Below are 19,774 nucleotides of genomic sequence, written 5' to 3' on the forward strand. Positions count from 1 at the left end.
TTCCGACTCTGCTGCTGTGGGGTGCCAAGGATCGCTGGGTGCCGATCACCGATGCCCAGCGCTTCCAGGCCGACATCAAGGGCGCCAGGCTCGTGGTCTTCGACCAACTCGGCCACAACCCGATGGAAGAGGACCCGGGCGGCACCGCGGCCGCGCTGGTGGCGTTCCTGAAGCCGATCCCGCCGCGAACGCCGCCGCCCGACCCGGGCGCAATCGACCCGACCGTGCTGCCGGCGGTGGTGCCGGAGCGGGATTGATTTCTTCTGGACCGCGGGCGTCTCGCCCGCTCATGAGGATGAGCGGGCGGGACGCCCGCGGTCCCGAAGATGACAACCTACTGGCTCCGCAGCATCGCGACCACCTTCCCGAACGCCTGGTCGGCGATCGCCTCGATCTCGGCCTTTGTGCGGTTCTGGATCGGATGCGGGACGTAGACGACCGCCGGCTCGAAGCCCAGCGAATCGCTTTGCGCTTCGACGCCTTCGACGAAGCCGGTGGTGACGATATTGACGCCAGGCAAGCCGCGTCCGTCGAGGCTATTGAGGTCGTGCAGACTGCACGATGTGCAGGACCCTCAATCGCTCAGCGCGATCACCGCGAGCTGGTTCTCGGCGGCGATCTTCTGCAACAGGTCAGTCGGTGCCACCTTGGTGTTGGTCGGCTTGCGATAGCGCCGCGTGGTGATGCCAGCTTTCTTGAAGTGGCCTTCGAGGCGGTCGATGAACTCCGCGCCGCGCGCCTTGCCGATGTCCATGAGGGCCACGCTGCGGCCGTCGAATGACGGTGGCGGCGCCAGCCGGGCGCGCCGCGTCGGCGAGGTCTCCGCCGTCGGGTCGCGCAAGGTGATCGATGACATGTCGGGGGTTCCTCCTGTGAGAATGCGCTGGGGGGCGCGCCACTGGTGGCGAGCTCCCAGCCCTGAGTTTCGATCCTGCCGTCGACAACTCCCTACCTGATCTCGTGCGTCACGGCCTGGCATTCGTCGCGAACCGATTGCCCGGGCCAGCCGCCGATGATGGCGGAGAATAGCCCGGCTTCGCCGCCGGCGCGAACGATTAGCAGGCCATCCGGCTGGAACTTGTCGACCACCTGGTCGGCCATCGACGGAGGCATGCCCTCGGGCACGTCGTGGGCTCCACGGATCACGTCGCGGCCCGGCCGCTTCAGCGCCTGGAACAGCGCGTCCTCGAGGCGCCGGCGATCCCAGCCGGCTTCCTTGAAGATCAGGTAGTGCTCGGGCGACAGCACGAGCACGGCATTGCCGGCGCCGCACAGCTTGGGATGGCCGACGCCGAACAGGCCCATGGCGAGCGAGCGCACCAGCTCTTCCGGCGTGCGCGACTTCTGGTCGATGAAGCCGTTGACGCCCTCGCCATGGAACAACGTCACCGCGTTCTTGCCGGGCGCAATGCCGCGGCGTACCGAGAGCGGTTCCCACGCCGGATCGGATTCGTCCTCGGCGAAGCAGAACGTGTACTTGCCGGGATTGCCCAGGGTGGCGCGGTCGATCGCACCGGGCAGACCGCCGCCGACATTGCGCACAATGAGCTGCAGGGCGCGCCCGATGGTGGCGTTGGCCCGGTTGCCCTGTCCCAGCGCGTTGGTGCCGCTGTTCATGCCGATGGCGCGAGCGATCGGGCCGTTGATGATCACCAGCGGGCCGGAGAAATGAGTCGTGCAGAGCAGGCCATGCAGGACGAACAGCGGATCGAGGGCGGCCTCCAGCACGCCCAGCACGACCGGCATGTATTCCGGTTTGCAGCCCGCCATCACGGCATTGATCGCCACCTTCTCGACGGTGCACGGTGCGAGGTTGGGCGGGATCAGGCCGACCACCTCGTCGGGCTTGCGCTCCGTGCCGCCCAGCATGCGCAGGATGCGCTCGTCGGTCGGCGGCACCACCGGCAGTCCATCGCTCCAGCCGCGCTCGAAGCAGGCTTCAATCGGATCGTCCCAGTTGCCGACCGAGATCGACCGCGACTTGAGCCCGGGGTCGCCATAGCGCGCGATCAGGGTCTCGCGCACGCCCGGCTCGACGCTGCGCGAGCCGCAACCCGGCTGCCACGCCGGCAGGCCGTCGCCCGCCGCGGCGGCACCGGCGACACGAACCCATTCGGCGCGATCCCAGCCCACGGTGCGCTCCACCTCGCGACCACCGGCGAAGCGGATCAAGGTCGGCACCGCCTCGACATCGAGATGGAACGACCGCTCGAGCGCGCGATCATCGATCACCGCCCGGACGCCGGCGGGAAAGCCTGGATCGTCCTGGCTCACCACGGCGAGCGCGCCGGCGCGATCGAGGCTCTGCATCACCGGCTCGACCAGCACGCAGGTCGGACAATCGCGCTTGGCGACAATCACCAGGCCGTCATTGGGCAGGCCATCAGGCATGGGCGCCTCCTCTCGTTTTCTGTTGGGCGACGATAGCATGGAAAGGAACCTCATCCTCTTCCGGACCGCGAGCGTCTCGCTCGCTCAAGCTCATGAGCGAGCGGGACGCTCGCGGTCCGGATGAGCATGAGCCAGCGCCTACAGCCGCTGCGCCCGGAACGTGTCGCACTTGTTGGGGTCGCCGCTGTCGAGGCCGATCATGAACCAGCGCTTGCGCTGTTCGCTCGAGCCGTGGGTGAAGCTGTCGGGCACGATCCGGCCGCGCGCCTGCTGCTGCAGGCGGTCGTCACCGATCGCCGACGCGGCAGCCAGCGCTTGGTCGACGTCGCGGTCGTCGATCATCTTGCCGCCGCGTGCGAGGTCGGCGCGATTGGCCCAGACGCCGGCGAAGCAGTCCGCCTGCAGCTCCGTGCGCACGGAGAGCGCGTTGCCATCGCGCTTGCTCATGCTCTGGCGCATCTGCTGGACCTTGCCCGAGATGCCGAGCAGGTTCTGCACGTGATGACCGATCTCGTGGGCGATGACGTAGGCCTGCGGGAACTGGCCCGGCGCATGGAAGCGGCGCGTCAGGTCGTCGAAGAAGGAGAGGTCGAGATAGACGCGCTGGTCGGCCGGGCAATAGAACGGTCCCATCGCTGCCTGGCCCCCGCCGCACGCCGTTTGCGTGGCGTCGCGATAGAGCACCAGCTTGGGATCGACGTAGCGACGCCCCATATCGCGGAACAGCCCGCTCCAGACATCCTCCGTGCTCCGCAGGACGCGCGACACGAACTGCGCCTCCGCATCGCCGGGCGAGGATTGCGCCGGCGGACGCGCCGTCCGGTTGGCCGACTGCTGTTGCGGGACGTAGCCCGAGGTCGGTCCGCCGCCGCTCAACCCGCTCAGCAGCGCCATCGGGTCGGCTCCGAGGATCAGGGCGATGACGATGAAGGCGATGATGCCGAAGCCGCCCTTGAACAGGCCGCCGCCACCGCCCGTCGGCAGGGGCATTCCGCCGAAGCCGCCGCCGCCGAAGCCTCCACTGGCGTAGCCGCCTTCGCCGCGGCGATCCTCGATGTTGCTGCTTTCCTCGCCGTCCATCTGCATCGCAGCTCTCCCAGGTCGAGATCGTGCCGGGATCGTCTATAGTGCCTGGCGATGACTCTCACCATCGCCACCTGGAACATCAACTCGGTCCGTCTCAGAATCGACAACGTCAGGCGCTACCTGAAGCTGCGCCGGCCGGACGTCCTCTGCCTGCAGGAAACCAAGTGCCCCGACGAACATTTCCCGCACATGGCGTTCGAAAGGCTGGGTTACAAGCATCGGCTGGTGCAGGGCATGAAGTCCTACAACGGCGTGGCGATCGTCTCCAAGGTTCCCTTCACCGCGACCGACATCCATCACCGCTGTGGCAAGGAGGATTGCCGGCACATCGAGGTCGCGCTCGATGTCGGCGACGACCCGATCCTGCTCGACAATCTCTACATCCCGGCGGGCGGCGACCTGCCCGACCCGGACCAGAACGAGAAGTTCGCCCACAAGCTCGATTTCTACCGCGAGATGGCGCACTGGTTCGCCGACCGAAAGCCGGCATCGGTCGATGCCAAGGGCTCGCGCCGCATCGCCGTCGGCGATCTCAACGTGGCGCCGCTCGAGCACGACGTGTGGAGCCACAAGCAGCTCCTCACCGTGGTGTCGCACACGCCGGTCGAGGTCGAGCTGTTCGGCGGCCTGATGGCCTCGCTCGACTGGATCGACGTGCCGCGCCGCTTCGTGCCGACTGACCGGAAGCTCTATTCGTGGTGGAGCTACCGCAACACCGACTGGCGCGCGTCGAATCGCGGCCGGCGGCTCGATCACATCCTCGCCTCGCCGGGCCTGGCGGGCGCAATCTCCAGCCATCGCATCGAGGTCAATGCGCGCGACTGGGAGAAGGCGTCCGACCACGTGCCGGTGCTGGCAACGTTCGAGATATGAGGAGACAGGCATGGCGACGATCATCGGCGTCCTGGTCATCGGTCTGGTCGTGGGCCTGCTCGCCCGCATCATCACGCCAGGCCCCAACCCGCGCGGCATCATCGTCACGATCGTGATCGGCATCGTCGGCGCGGTGATCGCGACCTACGGCGGCCAAGCGCTCCACCTGTACCAGCCGGGTGAGGCGGCCGGCTTCGTCGGCTCCATCATCGGCGCGGTCGTGCTGCTGGTCCTGCTGCGCCTGTTCTCGCGGGGCTAACCGACCCGGTAGAGAAAATAGCGGTCGGGCGGGACGCCCGGCGGTTCGGGCAGGCGGTGCCAGCGCGCCACCTCGAGCGGCTGGTTGGCGAGGACGTAGCCGCCGGAAGCGGCCAGCGTGTCGAGCGCCGGGCCGAGCCATTTGCCCATCGCCATGTTGGCTTCGTGGTCGCCCGTGCCGAGGTCGGTATGGATCAGGGCGGCGTGCGCGCCCAGCCGGCGGGCGGCCTCGGGAATCGACTCGCGGGCGTCGCCCAGGAACAGGTGGCTGTCGGCAGGGATGCAGTCGGGATGGGCCGCGATCTTGCGCTCGAACACGAAGATGTCACGGCCAGGAAAGAGGTCGCGCAGGTGATCGTAGGTGCGGCCGTTACCCAGGCCGACCTCCAGGATCGGTCCCGGCAGGGCGTCTATCCTGGGTTTCAGGAAGTTGAGGCAGTCGCGCTGCGCCTGCATGCGCGCGATGAAGCTGTCGAGCCGGCTCATGCGAAGTGGTGGCAGCCAGGATTTCGTCAGGCCGCCTGCTTGGCCGTCGCCTCTTGAAGCTTCTTGTTGGTGTCCACCACGCGATGGGCGAGCTCGCGCATGACTTCGATGGCCATCTGCGGCACCTCCGCGACCAGGCGATAAAACGTGTCCTTGGAAATCTTCAACGTGCTGAGCGGCTCGCGCGCCTTGATGGTGGCGGTGCGCGGCACGTCGCACAGGATGGCGATCTCGCCCAGGAAATCGTTCTTTTTCATCTCGGCGACGCGGATCTGGCCTGCCTCGGAATCGATCAGCACGTCGGCCACGCCGCCCAGGATCACGTACATGGCGTCGCCGGGATCGCCCTGGTGGCAGAGCTCCTGGCCCTCGGCGTAGTTCACCCGCTCGCTGGTGAAGGCAAGCAGCTTCAGCTTGGCCGGCTCGATCTTGGACAGGATCGGTACACGCTTTAGCAGTTCGACTTCCTCGTTGAGGTTCATCGCGTTCTCCTGATCATCCTCGAGCCGACGCCATTAGGCCGACGCCATCAGCTCGGCGTACAGTCCACCCCGTTCGGCCAGATCGGCGGGCGCGCCCTGGGCGGCGATCCTGCCTCCCTGCATAACGACGATCTGCTCGAACGGTTCGGCCTGGGTCGGCCGGTTGGCGATCCACACCACGCCGCGGCCGCCCTTCGCCGCCGACGCGAGAATATTGTCCCGGATGCGATCCTGCGTGCGACCATCGAATGACGCAACCGCCTCGTTGACGATCAGCAGTTGCGGCCGCTTGATCACCGCGCGGGCGATGCCGAGCTTCTGGCGCTGCGCCGCCGTCAGACGCTTGCCGCCGACGCCGACATTGTACTCCAGGCCGACCTCGATCACCGAATTGCGCAAGTCGAGCTCCGCCAGCACCTCGGCGGTCAGGGTGCCGATCCGCGCCTCCGCCTGGGCCTGGCCGTAGACCAGGCGACCGAAGAGGATGTTGTCCTGCAGGGTGGCGGCGCTGTTGTAGCGGTCGAAGTCGTAGAACTCGACGGCTCCCCGGAGATCGGCCGGCAGGCCGGTTTCGAACGCCCGCCGGGCCGCCAGCAGGCGATCCTCCATGGCGGCGTCGATCAGGCCGAGGCGATGGCGCGCCTCGATGTAACGGAAGGGCAGGGTCATCAGGCGCCGCCCGTCGCCTTCCGGCACCGCCTCGATGCCCTTGCCACCCAGCCGCTGCAGCAGCAGCCGGACATTGGGCAGCTCGTCGGCGGAGATGAAGCTGTACTGCTCGAACAGGGGGTTGTCGGGCGACAGATCGGAGAACAGCTCGACCATGGTCTCGGCGATGGTGAGGCCCATGCGCTGCAAGTCGCGTTCCAGGCCGGTCGCCCGCAGGATCGACTCGACATAGGGATCGGCGGCGATGTTGTCGCCATCGAAGGTCTTGCCGAGCGGCGTGCCGAACAGCAGGTTCTCGGCCACCGACAGGTTGCGGTTGTAGCGGTCGTCGTTGAACGTTTCGACCAGCCCGGCATAGCTCTCGTTCTGCAGCCGGCCGTGCAGGGCATGGCGGGCCTTGAGGATCTTCTCCGCCAGGTCGGGGCGTTGCGCGGCGTCGACCGTGCCGCGCAAGCCGAACTGGTAGATGTCCTCGTCGAGCTCGACCTGCTTCAGCGCCTCGACCATGCAGGGCAACAGGTCGGCCGGACCGGTGGCGCCGGCCAGCTCGTAGTCGATCCAGTCGGCATTGGGGTCGAGGGCCGGGTTGCCGGCGCGCACCGACTCCTTCCAGAAGGCCTCGCGCAAGGCGCGGGCCGCGTCGTCGTAGGTGGCCGGTGTCACCGGCCGGTTCTTGAGCCCGAACAGCAGGTTGTCGCGCACCGACAGCGGAAACAGGTAGGTCTCCTGGCCGATATACGAGGTGCGCGAGCCCAGCACGTACTCGGGCAGGCGGAAGAAGTCGTTGCCATCGAGCTTGATCGAGCCGGCGCTGGGCAGGGTGACGCGGGCCAGCACCTGGCCCAGGACGTCCTTGCCCGAGCTCGATTGCCCGATCACGGCCACCCGGCTGCAGGTCGGCACGACCAGCGAGACGCTGTCGAGCTGCTTCACCCGGCCGTCTTCCGACACGGTGACGCCGGCGAGGGCCAGCTCCTTGCCGAGCGGCGGGGGCGGGCCGTCCGGGATTGCCTGCAGCTCCTCGGGCATCATGCCCTCGGGCTGGAACTGGTCGATCACCTGCTCGTACTTGATCTGGACGTCCTGGCGCTGCTGGTCCCAGTCGATCAGCTCCTTGATCGGCGAGGGCAGGTCCTTGTAGGCCAGCAGCACGCCGACAACGGCGCCGACATCCATCTGCCCGGTAATCGCGAAGTAGCCGCCGATCAGGTAGATGGCGAAGGGTGTCGCCTGGGACAGGATGTTGTTCCAGAACTTGGCCACGAACTTCTTCTGGTAGAGGTCGAAGCGGATCTTGAAGATGCGGCCGAGCCGGTCGGAGATGTCGGCGCGCTCGTAGTTGGCCGCGCCGTGGACGTGGATCTCGTTGTAGCCGTCGGCGGTCTCGGCGATGCGGCCGGCCAGTTGGCGCGCCGAGATCTGGCGCTGCCGGCCCAGCGCCAGCACCGGCTTGCGCAGCCGCGGAATGATGGCCATTTGCACCGCCAGCAGCACGATGACGACGATTCCGAGCAGCCAGTTCTGCAGCATGATGAAGATGATCGCTGTCAGGGCCTGGCCACCCAGGAACATCGGCTGCACGAAGGCGTCGCCGATGAAGCCGCCCAGCGGCTCGACCTCGTCCTTGATCATGGTGGCCAGCTCGGCCTGCTTGACCTTGCGGAAGTGGGCGGCGGGAAAGCGCAGGATGCGATCGTAGAGCTCGTAGCGCAGGCGGCGCAGCATGCGCTCGCCCATGCGACCCTTCTGGGTGTTGATCGTCTTCTTGAACTGGCCGTTGACGATCACCGCGCCCAGAAAGACGAAGCTCATGACGACCAGGTACTGGAGCTGGTCGACCTGGAAGCCGTCGAACAGCCGAACCACCTTGCCGGGCAGGATGGCCGACAGATCGAGCTCCCAGACCAGGAACGGGATCGTCTTGGAGTCCTTGAAGGCGTTGCCCTGGATACCGTTGTTGATGACCGACTTCGGCACGGTGAGCGACATGAAGTAGAAAACCTGGGCCAGGATGACCAGGCCCAGGATGACAACCTGCTCGGGCCTGCTGTGTCGCCAGATGTATGTAAACAGATTGCGCTGCATCGGAATCCGTGTCGCCGGAGCCGTCCCCGCCCCACCTATATTCGATCAGTGCCTTGATTACATTCGATTTTTTGTGAGCGAGCCAGCGATTTGCCGGCTCGCCGGGTTATGGCATAGTCGCCGCGGAATTCACCGGCTGGGGCAGAAGGCGCTTCGGCAACGGGGGAGACGGACCGCATGCCGAACAGCAGCCGATCAAAGCGCGTGCTGCTCTACAGCCACGACTCGTTCGGACTTGGCCATGTGAGCCGGTGCCGGACCATTGCCAACCATATTGTGGCGGCCGACCATTCGCTGTCGGTCCTGATCCTGTCCGGCTCGCCGGTGATCGGCTCCTACGAATTCCGCTCCGGCATCGACTTCGTGCGCATCCCGGGCGTGGTGAAGCAGATCGAGACCGGCGAGTACGATTCGGCCAACCTCCGGGTCGGCGTCGAGCATACGCTGGAGATGCGCACCCGAATCATCCGCGACACCGCCGACATCTACCGTCCCGACCTGTTCATCGTCGACAAGGAGCCGCTCGGCCTGCGCGGCGAGGTCGTGCCGGCGCTCAAGCTCCTGAAGGAGCGCGGCACCCCGCTGGTGCTCGGCCTGCGCGACGTCATGGACGATCCGGCGGCCCTGGCCCAGGAATGGCAGCGCAAGAATGTCGTGCCGGCCCTGCGGGACCTTTACGACGAGATCTGGATCTACGGCCTGCCGCAGATCAACAAGCCGCTGACCGGCATCCAGGTGCCTCCCTCGGTGCGGCACAAGATGGTCTACACCGGCTACCTGCGGCGTGACCTGCCGCTGCACGCCGACATTCCGCACGAGATCGAGGAGATCGACGGGCCGTTCATCCTGGTGACGCCGGGCGGTGGCGGGGATGGCGCCGATCTGGTCGACTGGGTGCTGGCAGCCTACGAAAGCGACCCGCACATCCCCTACGGCGCGGTGATCGTGTTCGGGCCCTTCATGTCGGCCGCTGAGCGCGAGGCCTTCAAGGAGCGCGCTGCCCGCTTTCCCAATATCCGCACCCTGACCTTCACCAACAATCTCGGCGTCCTGATGCAGCGCGCCGCCGGCGTGGTGGCGATGGGCGGCTACAACACGTTCTGCGAGATCCTGTCCTTCGACAAGAAGGCCATCATCGTGCCGCGCACCAGGCCCCGGCTGGAGCAGTTCATCCGCGCCCGGGCTGCGCGCAACGTCGGCCTGATCGAGATGCTCGACGCCGACGGCGGTCGCGATCCCCACGCCATGGCGACGGCGCTGCGGCAGCTGCCGCAGCAGGGCCTGCCGAGCGACGTCGTGGTGCCGGGGCTGCTCGACGGCCTGGGCAACGTGTGGCGCCTGGTCGCCAAGCGCCTGGCTCATCCCCATCGCGGCCCGGCGCCGCTCGGGGTGACGGACGCCGCTGCCGATCCGGTTGCAGCGTCTTCGCCAGCGCGCGCCAGGACCTGACCATTGCGCGTCCGATGATGGGCGGTCGTTCGATGTTGCCGCAGTCGCCGGCGCGGGTCGCCGTCGTCCTCAAGGGCTGGCCGCGCCTGTCGGAGACCTTCATCGCCCAGGAGATCGCCGGCCTCGAGGCGCGCGGCGTCGCCCTCGAGATCTGGTCGCTGAGGCGGCCGACCGACAAGGCCCGCCATCCTGTGCACGACCGCGTGGCGGCGCGCACGGTCTACCTGCCGGAGTATCTCAAGGACGATCCGCGCCGCGTTCTGGCGGGTTGGACGGTGGCACGGCGCCTGCCTGGCTACCGCGAGGCGCGGGACAAGTTCCTGGCCGATCTGCGTCGCGATCCGAGCACCAACCGGGTCAGGCGCTGGGGCCAGGCCCTGGTCCTGGCGGCCGAGCTGCCGCCGTCGGTCGAGCGCCTGTATGCCCACTTCCTGCACACGCCCTCGTCGGTGACCCGCTACGCCGCGACCATGCGCGGCCTGCCGTGGAGCGTCTCGGCGCACGCCAAGGACATCTGGACCAGCGCTCCCCGGGAGATCGGCGACAAGCTCGCCGACTGCGCGTGGCTGGTGACCTGCACCCGGCTCGGCCTCGAGCACCTGCAGGCGCTGGCTCCGCACCCCGAGCGCCTGAAGCTCGTCTATCATGGGCTCGACCTTGCCCATCTGCCGCCGCCGCCGACCGCGAGACCACGGCGCGACGGCGCGGACGCGGCAAACCCGGTGGTCATCCTGTCGGTCGGCCGCAAGGTCGAGAAGAAGGGCTACGACGATCTGCTCGAAGCGCTGGCGCGGCTGCCGGCCAGGCTGCACTGGCGCTTCGAGCATGTCGGGGCGGGCGAACTGTCCGATGCGCTCAAAGAGCAGGCCCTCCGCCTGGGCATTGCCAGGCGCTGCACCTGGCATGGTGCCCAGCCACAAGGGCGGGTATTCGACGCCCTCGTCAGGGCGGACCTGTTCGTCCTGGCCAGCAAACGGGCGGCCGACGGCGACCAGGACGGGCTGCCGAACGTGCTCATGGAAGCGGCGCACCAGGGCCTCGCTCTCGTGGCGACCCGTGCCGCCGCGATCGGCGAGTTCATCAGCGACGGCGACAATGGCCTGCTGGTGCCACCGGGTGCGCCGGATGCTCTGGCCGATGCCATGGCGCGGCTGATCGGCAACCCGGACCTGCGACGACGCCTGGCGCTGCGCGCGGGCGAGACCGTGCGGACGCACTTTTCCTTCGAGGCGGGCGTCGACTGGATCGCCAAGGCGCTTGGTCAGGAACCGTCGGCCGAAGTGCGCGCCGCGGAGTGAACCCCATGCGCGTGCTGTTGCACACGCCGCTCAAGCCGCCGGACAGTCCCACGCCCTCGGGCGATCGCGAGATGGCGCGCGGGTTTGTCCGCCTGCTGAGGCATCTCGGTCATTGCGTGATCATGCCGGCGGCCAGCCGCGTCGAGCCCGGGGTCCCGCCGGCCGACGCCCATCTCGCGCTGGAGCGGAGGGCGCGGGCGCAAGCGGCGCGCCTGGTTGCCCGCTGGCGGGCGTTGCCGGCCGGCCATCCCGAGCGTTTCGATCTCTGGTTCACCTACCACTGCTACTATCGCAAGCCCGACTGGCTCGGGCCCCTGGTCACGCGGGCGCTCGGAGTCCCTTATGTGATCGCCGAAGCCTCGCACGCGCCGCGCCGCGCCTACGGGCCGACCCGGCTCGGCCATCGCGCCGTCGAGCGGGCCCTGATGGCGGCCGACCTCGTCCTGACGGTCAATCCGCGCGACGTGGCTGGCGTGAAGGCGCGCCTGGGGCCGGGCGGACGCCAGGCAAGGGTGCCCCCCTTCATCGACTCCACATCGTTCGCTGCCGTCGCCGGTCGATGCCGGCCGGCCAACGACGTGCCCGTCCTGCTGACGGTCGGCATGATGCGCCAGCGCGACAAGCTCGACTCGTATCGCGTCCTGGCCCGGGCGCTCGCCATGCTGAAGGACCGGCCATGGCGTGCCGTGCTGGTCGGTGATGGGCCGGCGCGCGGCGAGGTCGAGGTAGCGATGGCTCCGCTCGGCGCGCGCGTGCACTTCGCCGGCGCGATCGCCCGCGAGCACCTGCCGAAGATCTATGCCGCGGCCGACCTCTACCTCTGGCCGGCGATCAACGAAGCCTACGGGATGGCGTTTCTCGAAGCCCAGGCGGCGGGCCTGCCCGTGGTCGCCGGCCGCACCGGCGGCGTGCCGGCCGTCGTGGCGCACGGGGTCACCGGCCTGCTGACGCCGGTCGGCGATGCGCCAGCCTTCGCCGAGGCCGTGGCGCGCCTGCTCGACGCGCCCGAACAGCGGGAACGCTTCGCTGCGTCGGCCCGCCATCGCATCGCCGCGTTGCACGGCGAGTACGCCGCGGCCCGCGCGCTTGCCGCAGCCTTGCGACGGCTGACATGACCGGCGTGCCGTTCGCCATCCTGCGCCACGCCACGACGGCGTGGAACGAGCAGCGTCGGCTGCAGGGACTGACCGACACGCCGTTGAACGCAACCGGCGAGGCGGACGCGCGCGGCTGGCGCCTGCCGGCGCCGGCCGACGCCTGGCAACGCCTGAGCAGCCCCCTGCAGCGGGCGCGGCGCACAGCCGAGCTGCTGCGGCCTGCCGCCGCTGTCACGATCGAGCCGGCGCTGCGCGAGATGAGCTTCGGTGCGTGGGAAGGCGCCACGCTTGCCCGGCTGCGCGTCACCGTCGGCGCAACGTTTCTCGACGCCGAGCGCCGGGGGCTGGACTTCCTGCCGCCGGGCGGAGAATCGCCGCGCATGGTCATGGCCCGGCTGAGCCGCTGGTCGGCGACGATCGCCGAACGGGGTGCGCCCGTCGTGGCGGTCTCGCACAAGGCGGCAATCCGCGCCCTGCTGGCGCTGGCCACCGGTTGGGACATGGCCGGCCCGCCAACCCACAAGCTCGACTGGCAGCGCGTTCACTTCTTCGTGGCCGAGCCTAACGGTCGCGTTGCCGTCGATCGCCTCAACGTGCCATTCGAGCGCGCGGCATGAGTGCGCGGGTTTTCTTATATGTCCAGCATCTGCTGGGGATCGGCCATCTGCGACGCGCGGCGACGCTTGCCCGGGCACTTGCGGCCGCCGGCTTCGACGTCCTGCTGGTATCGGGCGGTGCACCTCTCGGTGATCTGACGTTGGACGGCGTGCGCTTTCATCAGTTGCCCCCCTTGCGGGCGGCCAACGCAGGATTGAAGGAGCTGGCGCAGCTGGACGGCACACCCGTCGATGCGACATTCCAGGCCAGTCGCGCCCAGCGCCTGCTCGACCTGCTGCGGCGCGAAGCCCCCGACGTCGTCATCACCGAGCAGTTCCCGTTCGGGCGAACCCAGCTGCGCTTCGAGCTGCTGCCCCTGATTGCAGCGGCGAAGGCGCTTCGTCCGCGTCCCCTGATCGTGTCGTCGCTGCGCGACGTGGTGAGGCGGTCGGCCTCGCCGCAGCGTGTCGCGGAGTCGGTCGAGACCTTCGCCGACTTCGACGCCCTCCTGATCCATGCCGACCCGGCGCTCGTACGATTGGAGGAGAGCTTTCCTGCCTGGGCGAGCGTGGCAGAACGCGCACGCTATACGGGTTACGTCATGGAAGAAAACCTGGCGCAAGACGCCGCGACGCCGGCGGGCACCGGCGAGGTCGTGGTCTCGGCCGGCGGCGGCGCCCTCGGCGGCCCCCTGCTGAAGGCCGCTGTCGGCGCGCGACGGCTGGGCGCGCTCGCCGACCGGACCTGGCGACTGCTGGTCGGCCCCAACATGCCGGCGGCCGACCGCGGCGAGGTCGAGGCGGCGCGCGACGAGAGAATGATCGTCGAACCGGCACGTGCCGATTTCCCGGCCCTGCTGCACAATGCAACGCTCTCGATCAGCCAGGCCGGCTACAATACCGTGATCGAAACCGTCCGCCACGCCGACCGCGCCGTGCTCGTGCCGTTCGGCACGGCACGCGAGACCGAGCAGGTCGACCGCGCGCAAGCGCTGGCCGAGCGCGGCATGGCGGCGGTCGTTGCCCCGGGGACGCTCTCGCCGGCTACTCTCGCCGCCGCCATCGCCAAGGCGATGGCCGGTCCATCGATACGCAGCTTTCCGCCGATCGACACCGGCGGCGGCGCGGCGACGGCACGCGCCCTCGAGCGAATGCTGGCGGGTCGCGGCAATGGCTAGCTGGCAGGCGCTCGCCGACGAGGCGCGGCTCTGGTTCGACTCGGGTCGCACTGGCATCCTGTGGTGGCGCGACGACGACGCCGTCGATGCCGGTCCCGCGCTCGAACGATTGCTCGCGATCCGCGAGGATGCGGCGGTGTCCCTGTCGCTTGCCGTCGTGCCGGCACAGGCGACACCGGCACTGGCCGCGCGCCTCCGCGCGGCGCCGGATGTCGACGTGCTCCAGCACGGCTACGCCCACGTCAATCATGCTGCGGCAAGCGAGCGGAAAAAAATGGAGCTCGGTCTGCACCGGCCGGCCATGATGGTGCTGGGCGAGCTGGGAACCGGCTGGCTGGCGCTCGAACGCCTGTTCGGCGCCCAGGCTCTGGCCGTCATGGTGCCGCCGTGGAACCGCATCGCGCCCACGCTGGTGCCCACGTTGCCGGAGATCGGCTTCAAGGGGCTGTCGACCTTCGGGCCGCGCCGCCGCCCGCGGCCGACGCGCGGATTGCTGGAGATCAACACGCATGTCGATCTGACCGACTGGAAGGGCGGGCGCGGCTTCGTCGGTGAAGCGGCCGCCCTGGCCGCCCTGGTTTCCGCATTGGCGCGCGCGCGCGCCGCTTCGCCAGCGGCCTCCGCCGAGCCTGTGGGCGTGCTGAGTCATCATCTTGCGATGGACGGCGAGGCTTGGGATTTCCTAAGGTCTCTATGGCAAAGAGCAACAATCTTGCCCGGTCTGGCAATCAGCCCGGCGCGCGCGTTGTTCACGACCGAGACGGTGTCGACCCCCTCGCTCGTGACAGGGGAGGCAAACGGTTGAGCACTGCCGATCTGCGGTATCCACCCCAGACGCTGTGGGCCGACTACGTTCGCGCCTCGGCCGGAGCGCTGTTGTGCGGTGTGCCGTTGCTGCTGATCGACGTCAATCGCTGGCTGGGGTTCTTCCTGGCCGCGGGATTCGTGCTGTTCGCCCTCTTCCTCGTGCGCACCGCCTTGCGCCATCGCACGCGCTACCTGCTCGGCGCCGACACCCTGTGCGCCGATGGCCCCGCCGGCGGCATCGTCGAATGGCGCCGCCTCGACCGGCTGAAGCTCAGCTACTTCTCGACCAAGCGCGACCGTTCCGACGGCTGGATGCAGCTCACGGTTGGCTCGGCGGGCGGGCGGACGGTAAAGATCGATTCCTCGCTCGAAGGATTTCACGATGTCGTCGAGCGGGCGGCACACGCGGCAGGAGAGGCAGGCTTGACACTGAGCGAGGCGACGCGGGCAAATCTCAAGGCAATGGGTATCTCCGTGGCAGGCCAGGAACTGACGGTATGAAGGATCTGCTGCGCGTCGAGGGACTGACGGTCGATTTCGGAGTCCACGAAGGCACCTTGCGGGCCGTCGACAACGTCTCCTTCGCGATCCCACCCGGCGGCACGCTGGCCCTGGTCGGCGAGTCGGGATCGGGCAAGTCGGTGTGCAGTCAGGCGATCATGGGGTTGCTGCCGCGCACCGCGACCATCGCCGCAGGCTCCATCCTGTTCAACGATCCGCGCACCTCGGACACCGCCACCGACATCGCCCGCCTCGATCGCACTGGGCCGGAGATGCGGTCAATCCGCGGCGGCTCGATCTCCATCATCTTCCAGGAGCCGATGACCTCGCTCTCGGCATTGCACACGGTGGGCGACCAGATCGGCGAAGCGGTCGCCCTGCATGGCGGCCACTTCAGCGCCATGCACCGGCTGGGCGAGCAGATCAGCGATGCGCTGGAAGGGTCCGGCCGCAAGCTGACGCGCCAGCAAATCGATGCCTTGACCATCGACATGCTGCGCATGGTCGGCTTTCCTGATCCCAAGCGGGCCCTGCGCACGTATCCTTTCGAGCTCTCGGGCGGCCTTCGCCAGCGCGCCATGATCGCCATGGCGCTGGTCTGTCGGCCGGCGCTGCTGATCGCCGACGAGCCGACGACGGCGCTCGACGTCACCATCCAGGCACAGATCCTGCGCCTGATGAAGGACCTGCAGAGCGAACTCGGCATGGCCCTGCTGATGATCACCCACGATCTCGGGGTGGTCGCCAATGTGGCCGACGACGTCGTCGTGATGTATCGCGGCAAGGTGGTCGAATCGGGCGACCTGCACGCCATTTTCCGCGATCCGCAGCACGCCTATCTCAAGGCCCTGCTGCACGCCGTGCCCCGTTTCGACATGGCGCCGGGCGAGCGGCTGGTGCCGATCCGCGAGATCACCGCCGCGACCGGCCACCTCCTGAAGGAGAAGGCGGTCGCCACGCCGACCGCGACCTTCAATCCCGAGGCGCCGGTGCTGAAGGTGCGCCATCTGTCGAAGACCTTCCGCATCCGCAAGGCCGACACCTTTCTCGAATCGCTGATGGGCGGCGGCACGACCCGTACAGTGCGCGCCGTCAACGACGTGAGCTTCGACGTGGTGCGCGGCGAGTGTCTCGGCCTGGTCGGCGAGTCGGGCTGCGGCAAGACCACCCTCAGCAAGATTCTCATGCGCGGCATCACGGCCGATCCGAACGACGACGCCGGCCGGATCGTGTTCGACGATTGGGGCAACAAGGTCGACGTGCTGTCGCTGTCCGGCAACGAGCTCGACCGCTTCCGCACCAAGCTGCAGTTCATCTTCCAGGACCCGTTCGGCTCGCTCAACCCGCGCATGACCGTCTACGACATCCTGGTCGAGCCGCTGGTGATCCACAGGATCGGCGACGACGCCTATCGCCGCGAGATGGTGAGCGAGCTGATGGAGATGGTGGGGCTCGACCGCCGCCATCTCAGCCGCTACCCGCACTCCTTCTCCGGCGGACAGCGGCAGAGGATCGGCATCGCCCGCGCGCTCGCGCTCAGGCCTGACATGGTGATCTGCGACGAGCCGGTGTCGGCTCTCGACGTGTCGATCCAGGCCCAGATCCTCAATCTCCTGAAGGACCTGCAGAAGCAGCTCGGCCTCACCTATCTGTTCATCTCGCACAACCTCGCCGTGGTCGACTACATCGCCGACCGCATCGCCGTGATGTGCGCCGGCCGGCTGGTCGAGCTGGCGCCGTCGGGCGAATTGTTCCGCAACCCCCTGCACCCTTACACCAAGGCGCTGCTGTCGGCCGTGCCGATGCCCGATCCCGACGCCCGGCTCGATCTCGGCGCCCTGCTGGAAGGCAAGGCGTCCGACCCCGGCGCCTGGCCGGAGCCGTTCCGTGACACCGGCAAGAACAGCGTGCTGTGGACGGAGGTGTCGCCCAATCACTACGTACGCCTCGAGCGGGAAGGCGCCTGATCATGCTTCGCTTCGTCGCCCGTCGCGTTCTGCTGATGATCCCGACCCTGTTCGTGATCAGCGCCCTGGTCTACTTCATCATCGATCTGCCGCCCGGCGACTGCGTGACCTCGCAGATCGACGAGTTGCTGGCGCGCGGCGATCCCGACGCCATGCGGCGCGCCGACGAGCTGCGCCAGCTCTACGGCCTCGACCAGCCCTTGTGGCTGCGCTACCTGGAATGGGTTTCCGGAATATTCCGCTGGGATTTCGGCCTGTCGTGCCAGGACACCGTCCCGGTCGCCGACCTGATCGGCGAGCGGCTGGCGCTCACCATCGTGATGGAAACCGCGACCATCGCCTTCATCTGGATCGCCTCGTTCATCATCGGCGTCTATGCCGCGACCCACCAATACAAGCTCGGCGACTACGTCGCCTCGTTCATCGGCTTCGTCGGTCTGTCGGTGCCCAACTTCCTGCTGGCGCTGGTGCTGCTCTACGTCGGCAAGGTCTATTTCGGCCTGTCGATCGGCGGCCTGATGGATCCCGAGTATATCGAGCAACCGCTGAGCTGGGGCAAGGTGGTCTCGATCCTGCAGCACCTGATCATCCCGGTCATCGTCATCGGCATGTCGGGCACCGCCGGCATGATCCGCCGCCTGCGCGCGAACCTGCTCGACGAGCTGCAGAAACAATATGTCGTCACCGGCCGCGCCAAGGGACTCCCGCCGATGCGGCTTCTGATCAAGTACCCGCTGCGCCATGCCATCAACCCGTTCGTCGCCGACATCGGCGGCCTGCTGCCCGATGTCATCTCGGGATCGGTGATCGTCTCGGTCGTGCTGTCGCTGCCGACCACGGGCCCGATGCTGCTGGGTGCGCTCAAAACCCAGGACGTGAATCTCGCCGCCACCTTCCTGCTGTTCGTGGCGACCCTGACGGTGATCGGCATGCTGATCTCCGACCTGGCGCTGGCAGCGCTGGATCCCCGCATCCGTTTCGGCGCGACGTCGGAGAAGTGACATGACCGACCAGACGTCGACGCCGCGGCCCCCCGCGCCCCGGCCCAAGTCCGAGCACTTCGTCAATCGCGAGCCCTGGGACCCCTACGTCTCCGAGCGCCTGACCGCCGATCAGGAACGCTACTACATGGCGGGTCAGTGGAAGCTGATGTGGTGGCGCTTTCGCCGTCACAAGCCCGCCGTCGTCTCGCTGATTTTCCTCGTGCTGATGTATGCCTCGACCCTGTTCAGCGAGTTCATCGCGCCCTACGACCTGCAGACCCGCCATTCGGCCTACATCTTCGCCCCGCCGCAGCGCGTCCACTGGGTCCACGAGGGCAGCTTCCTCGGGCCGTTCGTCTATGCGCTGAAGACGACACGCGATCCCGAGACCTTGCAGCGCGTCTACACGCCCGATCCGACCAGGCCGCAACCGATCCGCTTCTTCTGCCTGGGCGATCGCTACGAGTACATGGATTTGATCGAGGGGCGGTTTCATCTCTTCTGCCCGCCCGAGGGCGGGCAGCTGTTCCTGCTCGGCACCGACCGGCTGGGCCGCGACATGTTCAGCCGCATCGTCTATGCCGCGCGCATCTCGCTCACCATCGGCCTGATCGGCATCACCCTGTCTTTTGCCCTTGCGCTGATTTTGGGAGGCCTGGCCGGCTACTATGGCGGCTGGGTCGACAACGTCGTCCAGCGCGTCACCGAGATCATCAAGAGCTTCCCCCACCTGCCGCTGTGGCTCGCTTTGTCGGCGGCGCTGCCGGTGACCTGGTCGCCGCTGCTGGTCTATTTCGGCATCACCATCATCCTGGCCCTGCTCGACTGGCCGGGACTGGGCCGCGCCGTCCGCTCCAAGCTCCTGTCGCTGCGCGAGGAGGATTACGCCGCGGCGGCGCAGATGATGGGCGCCAAACCGGGCCGCATCATCGGCCGCCACCTGCTGCCGGGCTTCATGAGCCACCTGATCGCGTCGGCCACGCTCTCCATCCCGTCGATGATCCTGGCCGAGACGGCGCTCTCCTTCCTGGGCCTCGGCCTGCGCCCGCCGATCACGTCGTGGGGCGTCCTGTTGAACGAGGCGACGGACATCAATGTGGTGGCGGTGAACTGGTGGCTGATGTTCCCGGTCGTGCCGGTGATCCTGGTCATCCTCGCCTACCAGTTCCTGGGCGACGGCATGCGCGACGCCGCCGATCCCTACGCCTGACGACCCGCCAGGCACCGCCTGCAGGATTGTTTGACGGGCGATGCGTCGACCACAGCTGGATCCGTCTGCATTGAGCTGGCCCGGAAGAAGAGTGGAGTCACTTCAGTTCGAGCTTGATCTTCCGACCCACCGAGGCGGCCGCCCTGGTCAGCATACCGAGCGTGACTGAATCGTTTTCGGGATCGAGAAGCCGGTCGAGCTGTGCGCGGCTGGTGGAAAGGCGACGTGCCATCTCGACCTTGGTAATCTTCCTTTCCGTCATGATTTGACTGAGCTGCCAAGCGATGAATTTCAAAGGCCCTGCGAACCGGCCGCGATGCCTATCGCGGACGGACTTAAGAAGGCACGGCGCTTAATC

The 19,774-nt window shown here is 67.8% G+C and carries 20 protein-coding genes; 13 read left to right on the top strand and 7 right to left on the bottom strand.

Features of this window, described 5'->3' with window-relative positions; translation table 11 throughout:
- Positions 1–257: alpha/beta fold hydrolase (locus AB7O82_RS07610; protein WP_428619058.1), on the top strand; the 257-nt coding region annotated here is incomplete at its 5' end.
- Positions 258–334: 77 nt separating this feature from the next.
- Here AB7O82_RS07610 and AB7O82_RS07615 read toward each other — a convergent pair.
- From AB7O82_RS07615 to ypfJ, 3 genes are all read right to left on the bottom strand, one after another.
- Positions 335–856, bottom strand: a complete 522-nt coding sequence (locus AB7O82_RS07615) for a UGSC family (seleno)protein (protein ID WP_428619060.1) — start codon at positions 854–856, stop codon at positions 335–337.
- 92 nt (positions 857–948) lie between these two features.
- On the bottom strand, positions 949–2,391 hold the full coding sequence (locus AB7O82_RS07620) for a thioredoxin family protein (RefSeq protein WP_428619063.1): 1,443 nt from the start codon (positions 2,389–2,391) through the stop codon (positions 949–951).
- Between the two features lie 138 nt (positions 2,392–2,529).
- Positions 2,530–3,477 carry a KPN_02809 family neutral zinc metallopeptidase gene (ypfJ, locus tag AB7O82_RS07625; RefSeq protein WP_428540002.1) on the bottom strand — a complete coding sequence of 316 codons (948 nt, stop codon included), beginning with the start codon at positions 3,475–3,477 and terminating at the stop codon, positions 2,530–2,532.
- A gap of 51 nt (positions 3,478–3,528) precedes the next feature.
- Here ypfJ and AB7O82_RS07630 point away from each other — a divergent pair, with 51 nt between their 5' ends.
- Positions 3,529–4,350, top strand: coding sequence for an exodeoxyribonuclease III (locus AB7O82_RS07630; RefSeq protein ID WP_428619066.1), 822 nt, complete (start codon positions 3,529–3,531; stop codon positions 4,348–4,350).
- 10 nt (positions 4,351–4,360) lie between these two features.
- Positions 4,361–4,609, top strand: coding sequence for a GlsB/YeaQ/YmgE family stress response membrane protein (locus tag AB7O82_RS07635; protein ID WP_428539996.1), 249 nt, complete (start codon positions 4,361–4,363; stop codon positions 4,607–4,609).
- Here the strand turns inward: AB7O82_RS07635 and AB7O82_RS07640 are convergent.
- The 3 genes from AB7O82_RS07640 to AB7O82_RS07650 are packed head-to-tail and all read right to left on the bottom strand — an operon-like array spanning position 4,606 to position 8,330.
- Entirely contained in the window at positions 4,606–5,094 is a 489-nt protein-coding gene (locus AB7O82_RS07640) for a class I SAM-dependent methyltransferase (RefSeq protein ID WP_428539993.1), read from the bottom strand. The genes AB7O82_RS07635 and AB7O82_RS07640 overlap by 4 nt on opposite strands.
- 26 nt (positions 5,095–5,120) lie before the next feature.
- Positions 5,121–5,576 carry a cyclic nucleotide-binding domain-containing protein gene (locus AB7O82_RS07645; protein WP_428539990.1) on the bottom strand — a complete coding sequence of 152 codons (456 nt, stop codon included), beginning with the start codon at positions 5,574–5,576 and terminating at the stop codon, positions 5,121–5,123.
- A gap of 33 nt (positions 5,577–5,609) precedes the next feature.
- The gene (locus AB7O82_RS07650) at positions 5,610–8,330 is read right to left on the bottom strand and encodes an ABC transporter transmembrane domain-containing protein (RefSeq protein ID WP_428539987.1); all 2,721 of its coding nucleotides are present in this window, start codon (positions 8,328–8,330) and stop codon (positions 5,610–5,612) included.
- Positions 8,331–8,507: 177 nt separating this feature from the next.
- Between AB7O82_RS07650 and AB7O82_RS07655 the strand changes: the two genes are divergently transcribed.
- Genes AB7O82_RS07655 through AB7O82_RS07700 form a run of 10 tightly spaced genes read left to right on the top strand, consistent with a single transcriptional unit; the run spans position 8,508 to position 19,416 of the window.
- A complete protein-coding gene (locus tag AB7O82_RS07655; protein WP_428539984.1) occupies positions 8,508–9,779 on the top strand; it encodes a glycosyltransferase family protein in 1,272 nt (423 codons plus the stop codon).
- A 32-nt stretch (positions 9,780–9,811) separates the two neighbouring features.
- Positions 9,812–11,077 (top strand): glycosyltransferase family 4 protein, encoded by a 1,266-nt coding sequence (locus AB7O82_RS07660; RefSeq protein WP_428619069.1) that lies wholly within the window; start codon positions 9,812–9,814, stop codon positions 11,075–11,077.
- 5 nt (positions 11,078–11,082) lie between these two features.
- A complete protein-coding gene (locus AB7O82_RS07665) occupies positions 11,083–12,192 on the top strand; it encodes a glycosyltransferase family 4 protein (RefSeq protein WP_428539978.1) in 1,110 nt (369 codons plus the stop codon).
- The gene (locus AB7O82_RS07670) at positions 12,189–12,791 is read left to right on the top strand and encodes a histidine phosphatase family protein (protein ID WP_428539975.1); all 603 of its coding nucleotides are present in this window, start codon (positions 12,189–12,191) and stop codon (positions 12,789–12,791) included. Before AB7O82_RS07665 ends, AB7O82_RS07670 begins: the two co-directional genes overlap by 4 nt.
- Positions 12,788–13,948 carry a glycosyltransferase family protein gene (locus tag AB7O82_RS07675; RefSeq protein ID WP_428619072.1) on the top strand — a complete coding sequence of 387 codons (1,161 nt, stop codon included), beginning with the start codon at positions 12,788–12,790 and terminating at the stop codon, positions 13,946–13,948. The genes AB7O82_RS07670 and AB7O82_RS07675 overlap by 4 nt, the downstream gene beginning before the upstream one ends.
- Positions 13,941–14,753: a polysaccharide deacetylase family protein gene (locus tag AB7O82_RS07680; protein WP_428619075.1), complete on the top strand. Its 813-nt coding sequence runs from the start codon at positions 13,941–13,943 to the stop codon at positions 14,751–14,753. Before AB7O82_RS07675 ends, AB7O82_RS07680 begins: the two co-directional genes overlap by 8 nt.
- Positions 14,750–15,256 (top strand): hypothetical protein, encoded by a 507-nt coding sequence (locus AB7O82_RS07685; protein WP_428539966.1) that lies wholly within the window; start codon positions 14,750–14,752, stop codon positions 15,254–15,256. The genes AB7O82_RS07680 and AB7O82_RS07685 overlap by 4 nt, the downstream gene beginning before the upstream one ends.
- A complete protein-coding gene (locus AB7O82_RS07690; RefSeq protein WP_428539963.1) occupies positions 15,253–17,223 on the top strand; it encodes a dipeptide ABC transporter ATP-binding protein in 1,971 nt (656 codons plus the stop codon). Before AB7O82_RS07685 ends, AB7O82_RS07690 begins: the two co-directional genes overlap by 4 nt.
- A 2-nt stretch (positions 17,224–17,225) precedes the next feature.
- Positions 17,226–18,224 carry an ABC transporter permease gene (locus tag AB7O82_RS07695; RefSeq protein WP_428539960.1) on the top strand — a complete coding sequence of 333 codons (999 nt, stop codon included), beginning with the start codon at positions 17,226–17,228 and terminating at the stop codon, positions 18,222–18,224.
- A gap of 1 nt (position 18,225) precedes the next feature.
- Positions 18,226–19,416 (top strand): ABC transporter permease, encoded by a 1,191-nt coding sequence (locus tag AB7O82_RS07700; protein WP_428539957.1) that lies wholly within the window; start codon positions 18,226–18,228, stop codon positions 19,414–19,416.
- Positions 19,417–19,513: 97 nt separating this feature from the next.
- On the opposite strand, the gene AB7O82_RS07705 is transcribed toward AB7O82_RS07700, so the two are convergent.
- Positions 19,514–19,711: a helix-turn-helix domain-containing protein gene (locus AB7O82_RS07705; protein ID WP_428539953.1), complete on the bottom strand. Its 198-nt coding sequence runs from the start codon at positions 19,709–19,711 to the stop codon at positions 19,514–19,516.
- Positions 19,712–19,774 lie beyond the last annotated feature (63 nt).

It is taken from the genome of Reyranella sp., from assembly GCF_050185545.1.
In the GTDB taxonomy this organism is placed as follows: Bacteria; Pseudomonadota; Alphaproteobacteria; order Reyranellales; family Reyranellaceae; genus Reyranella.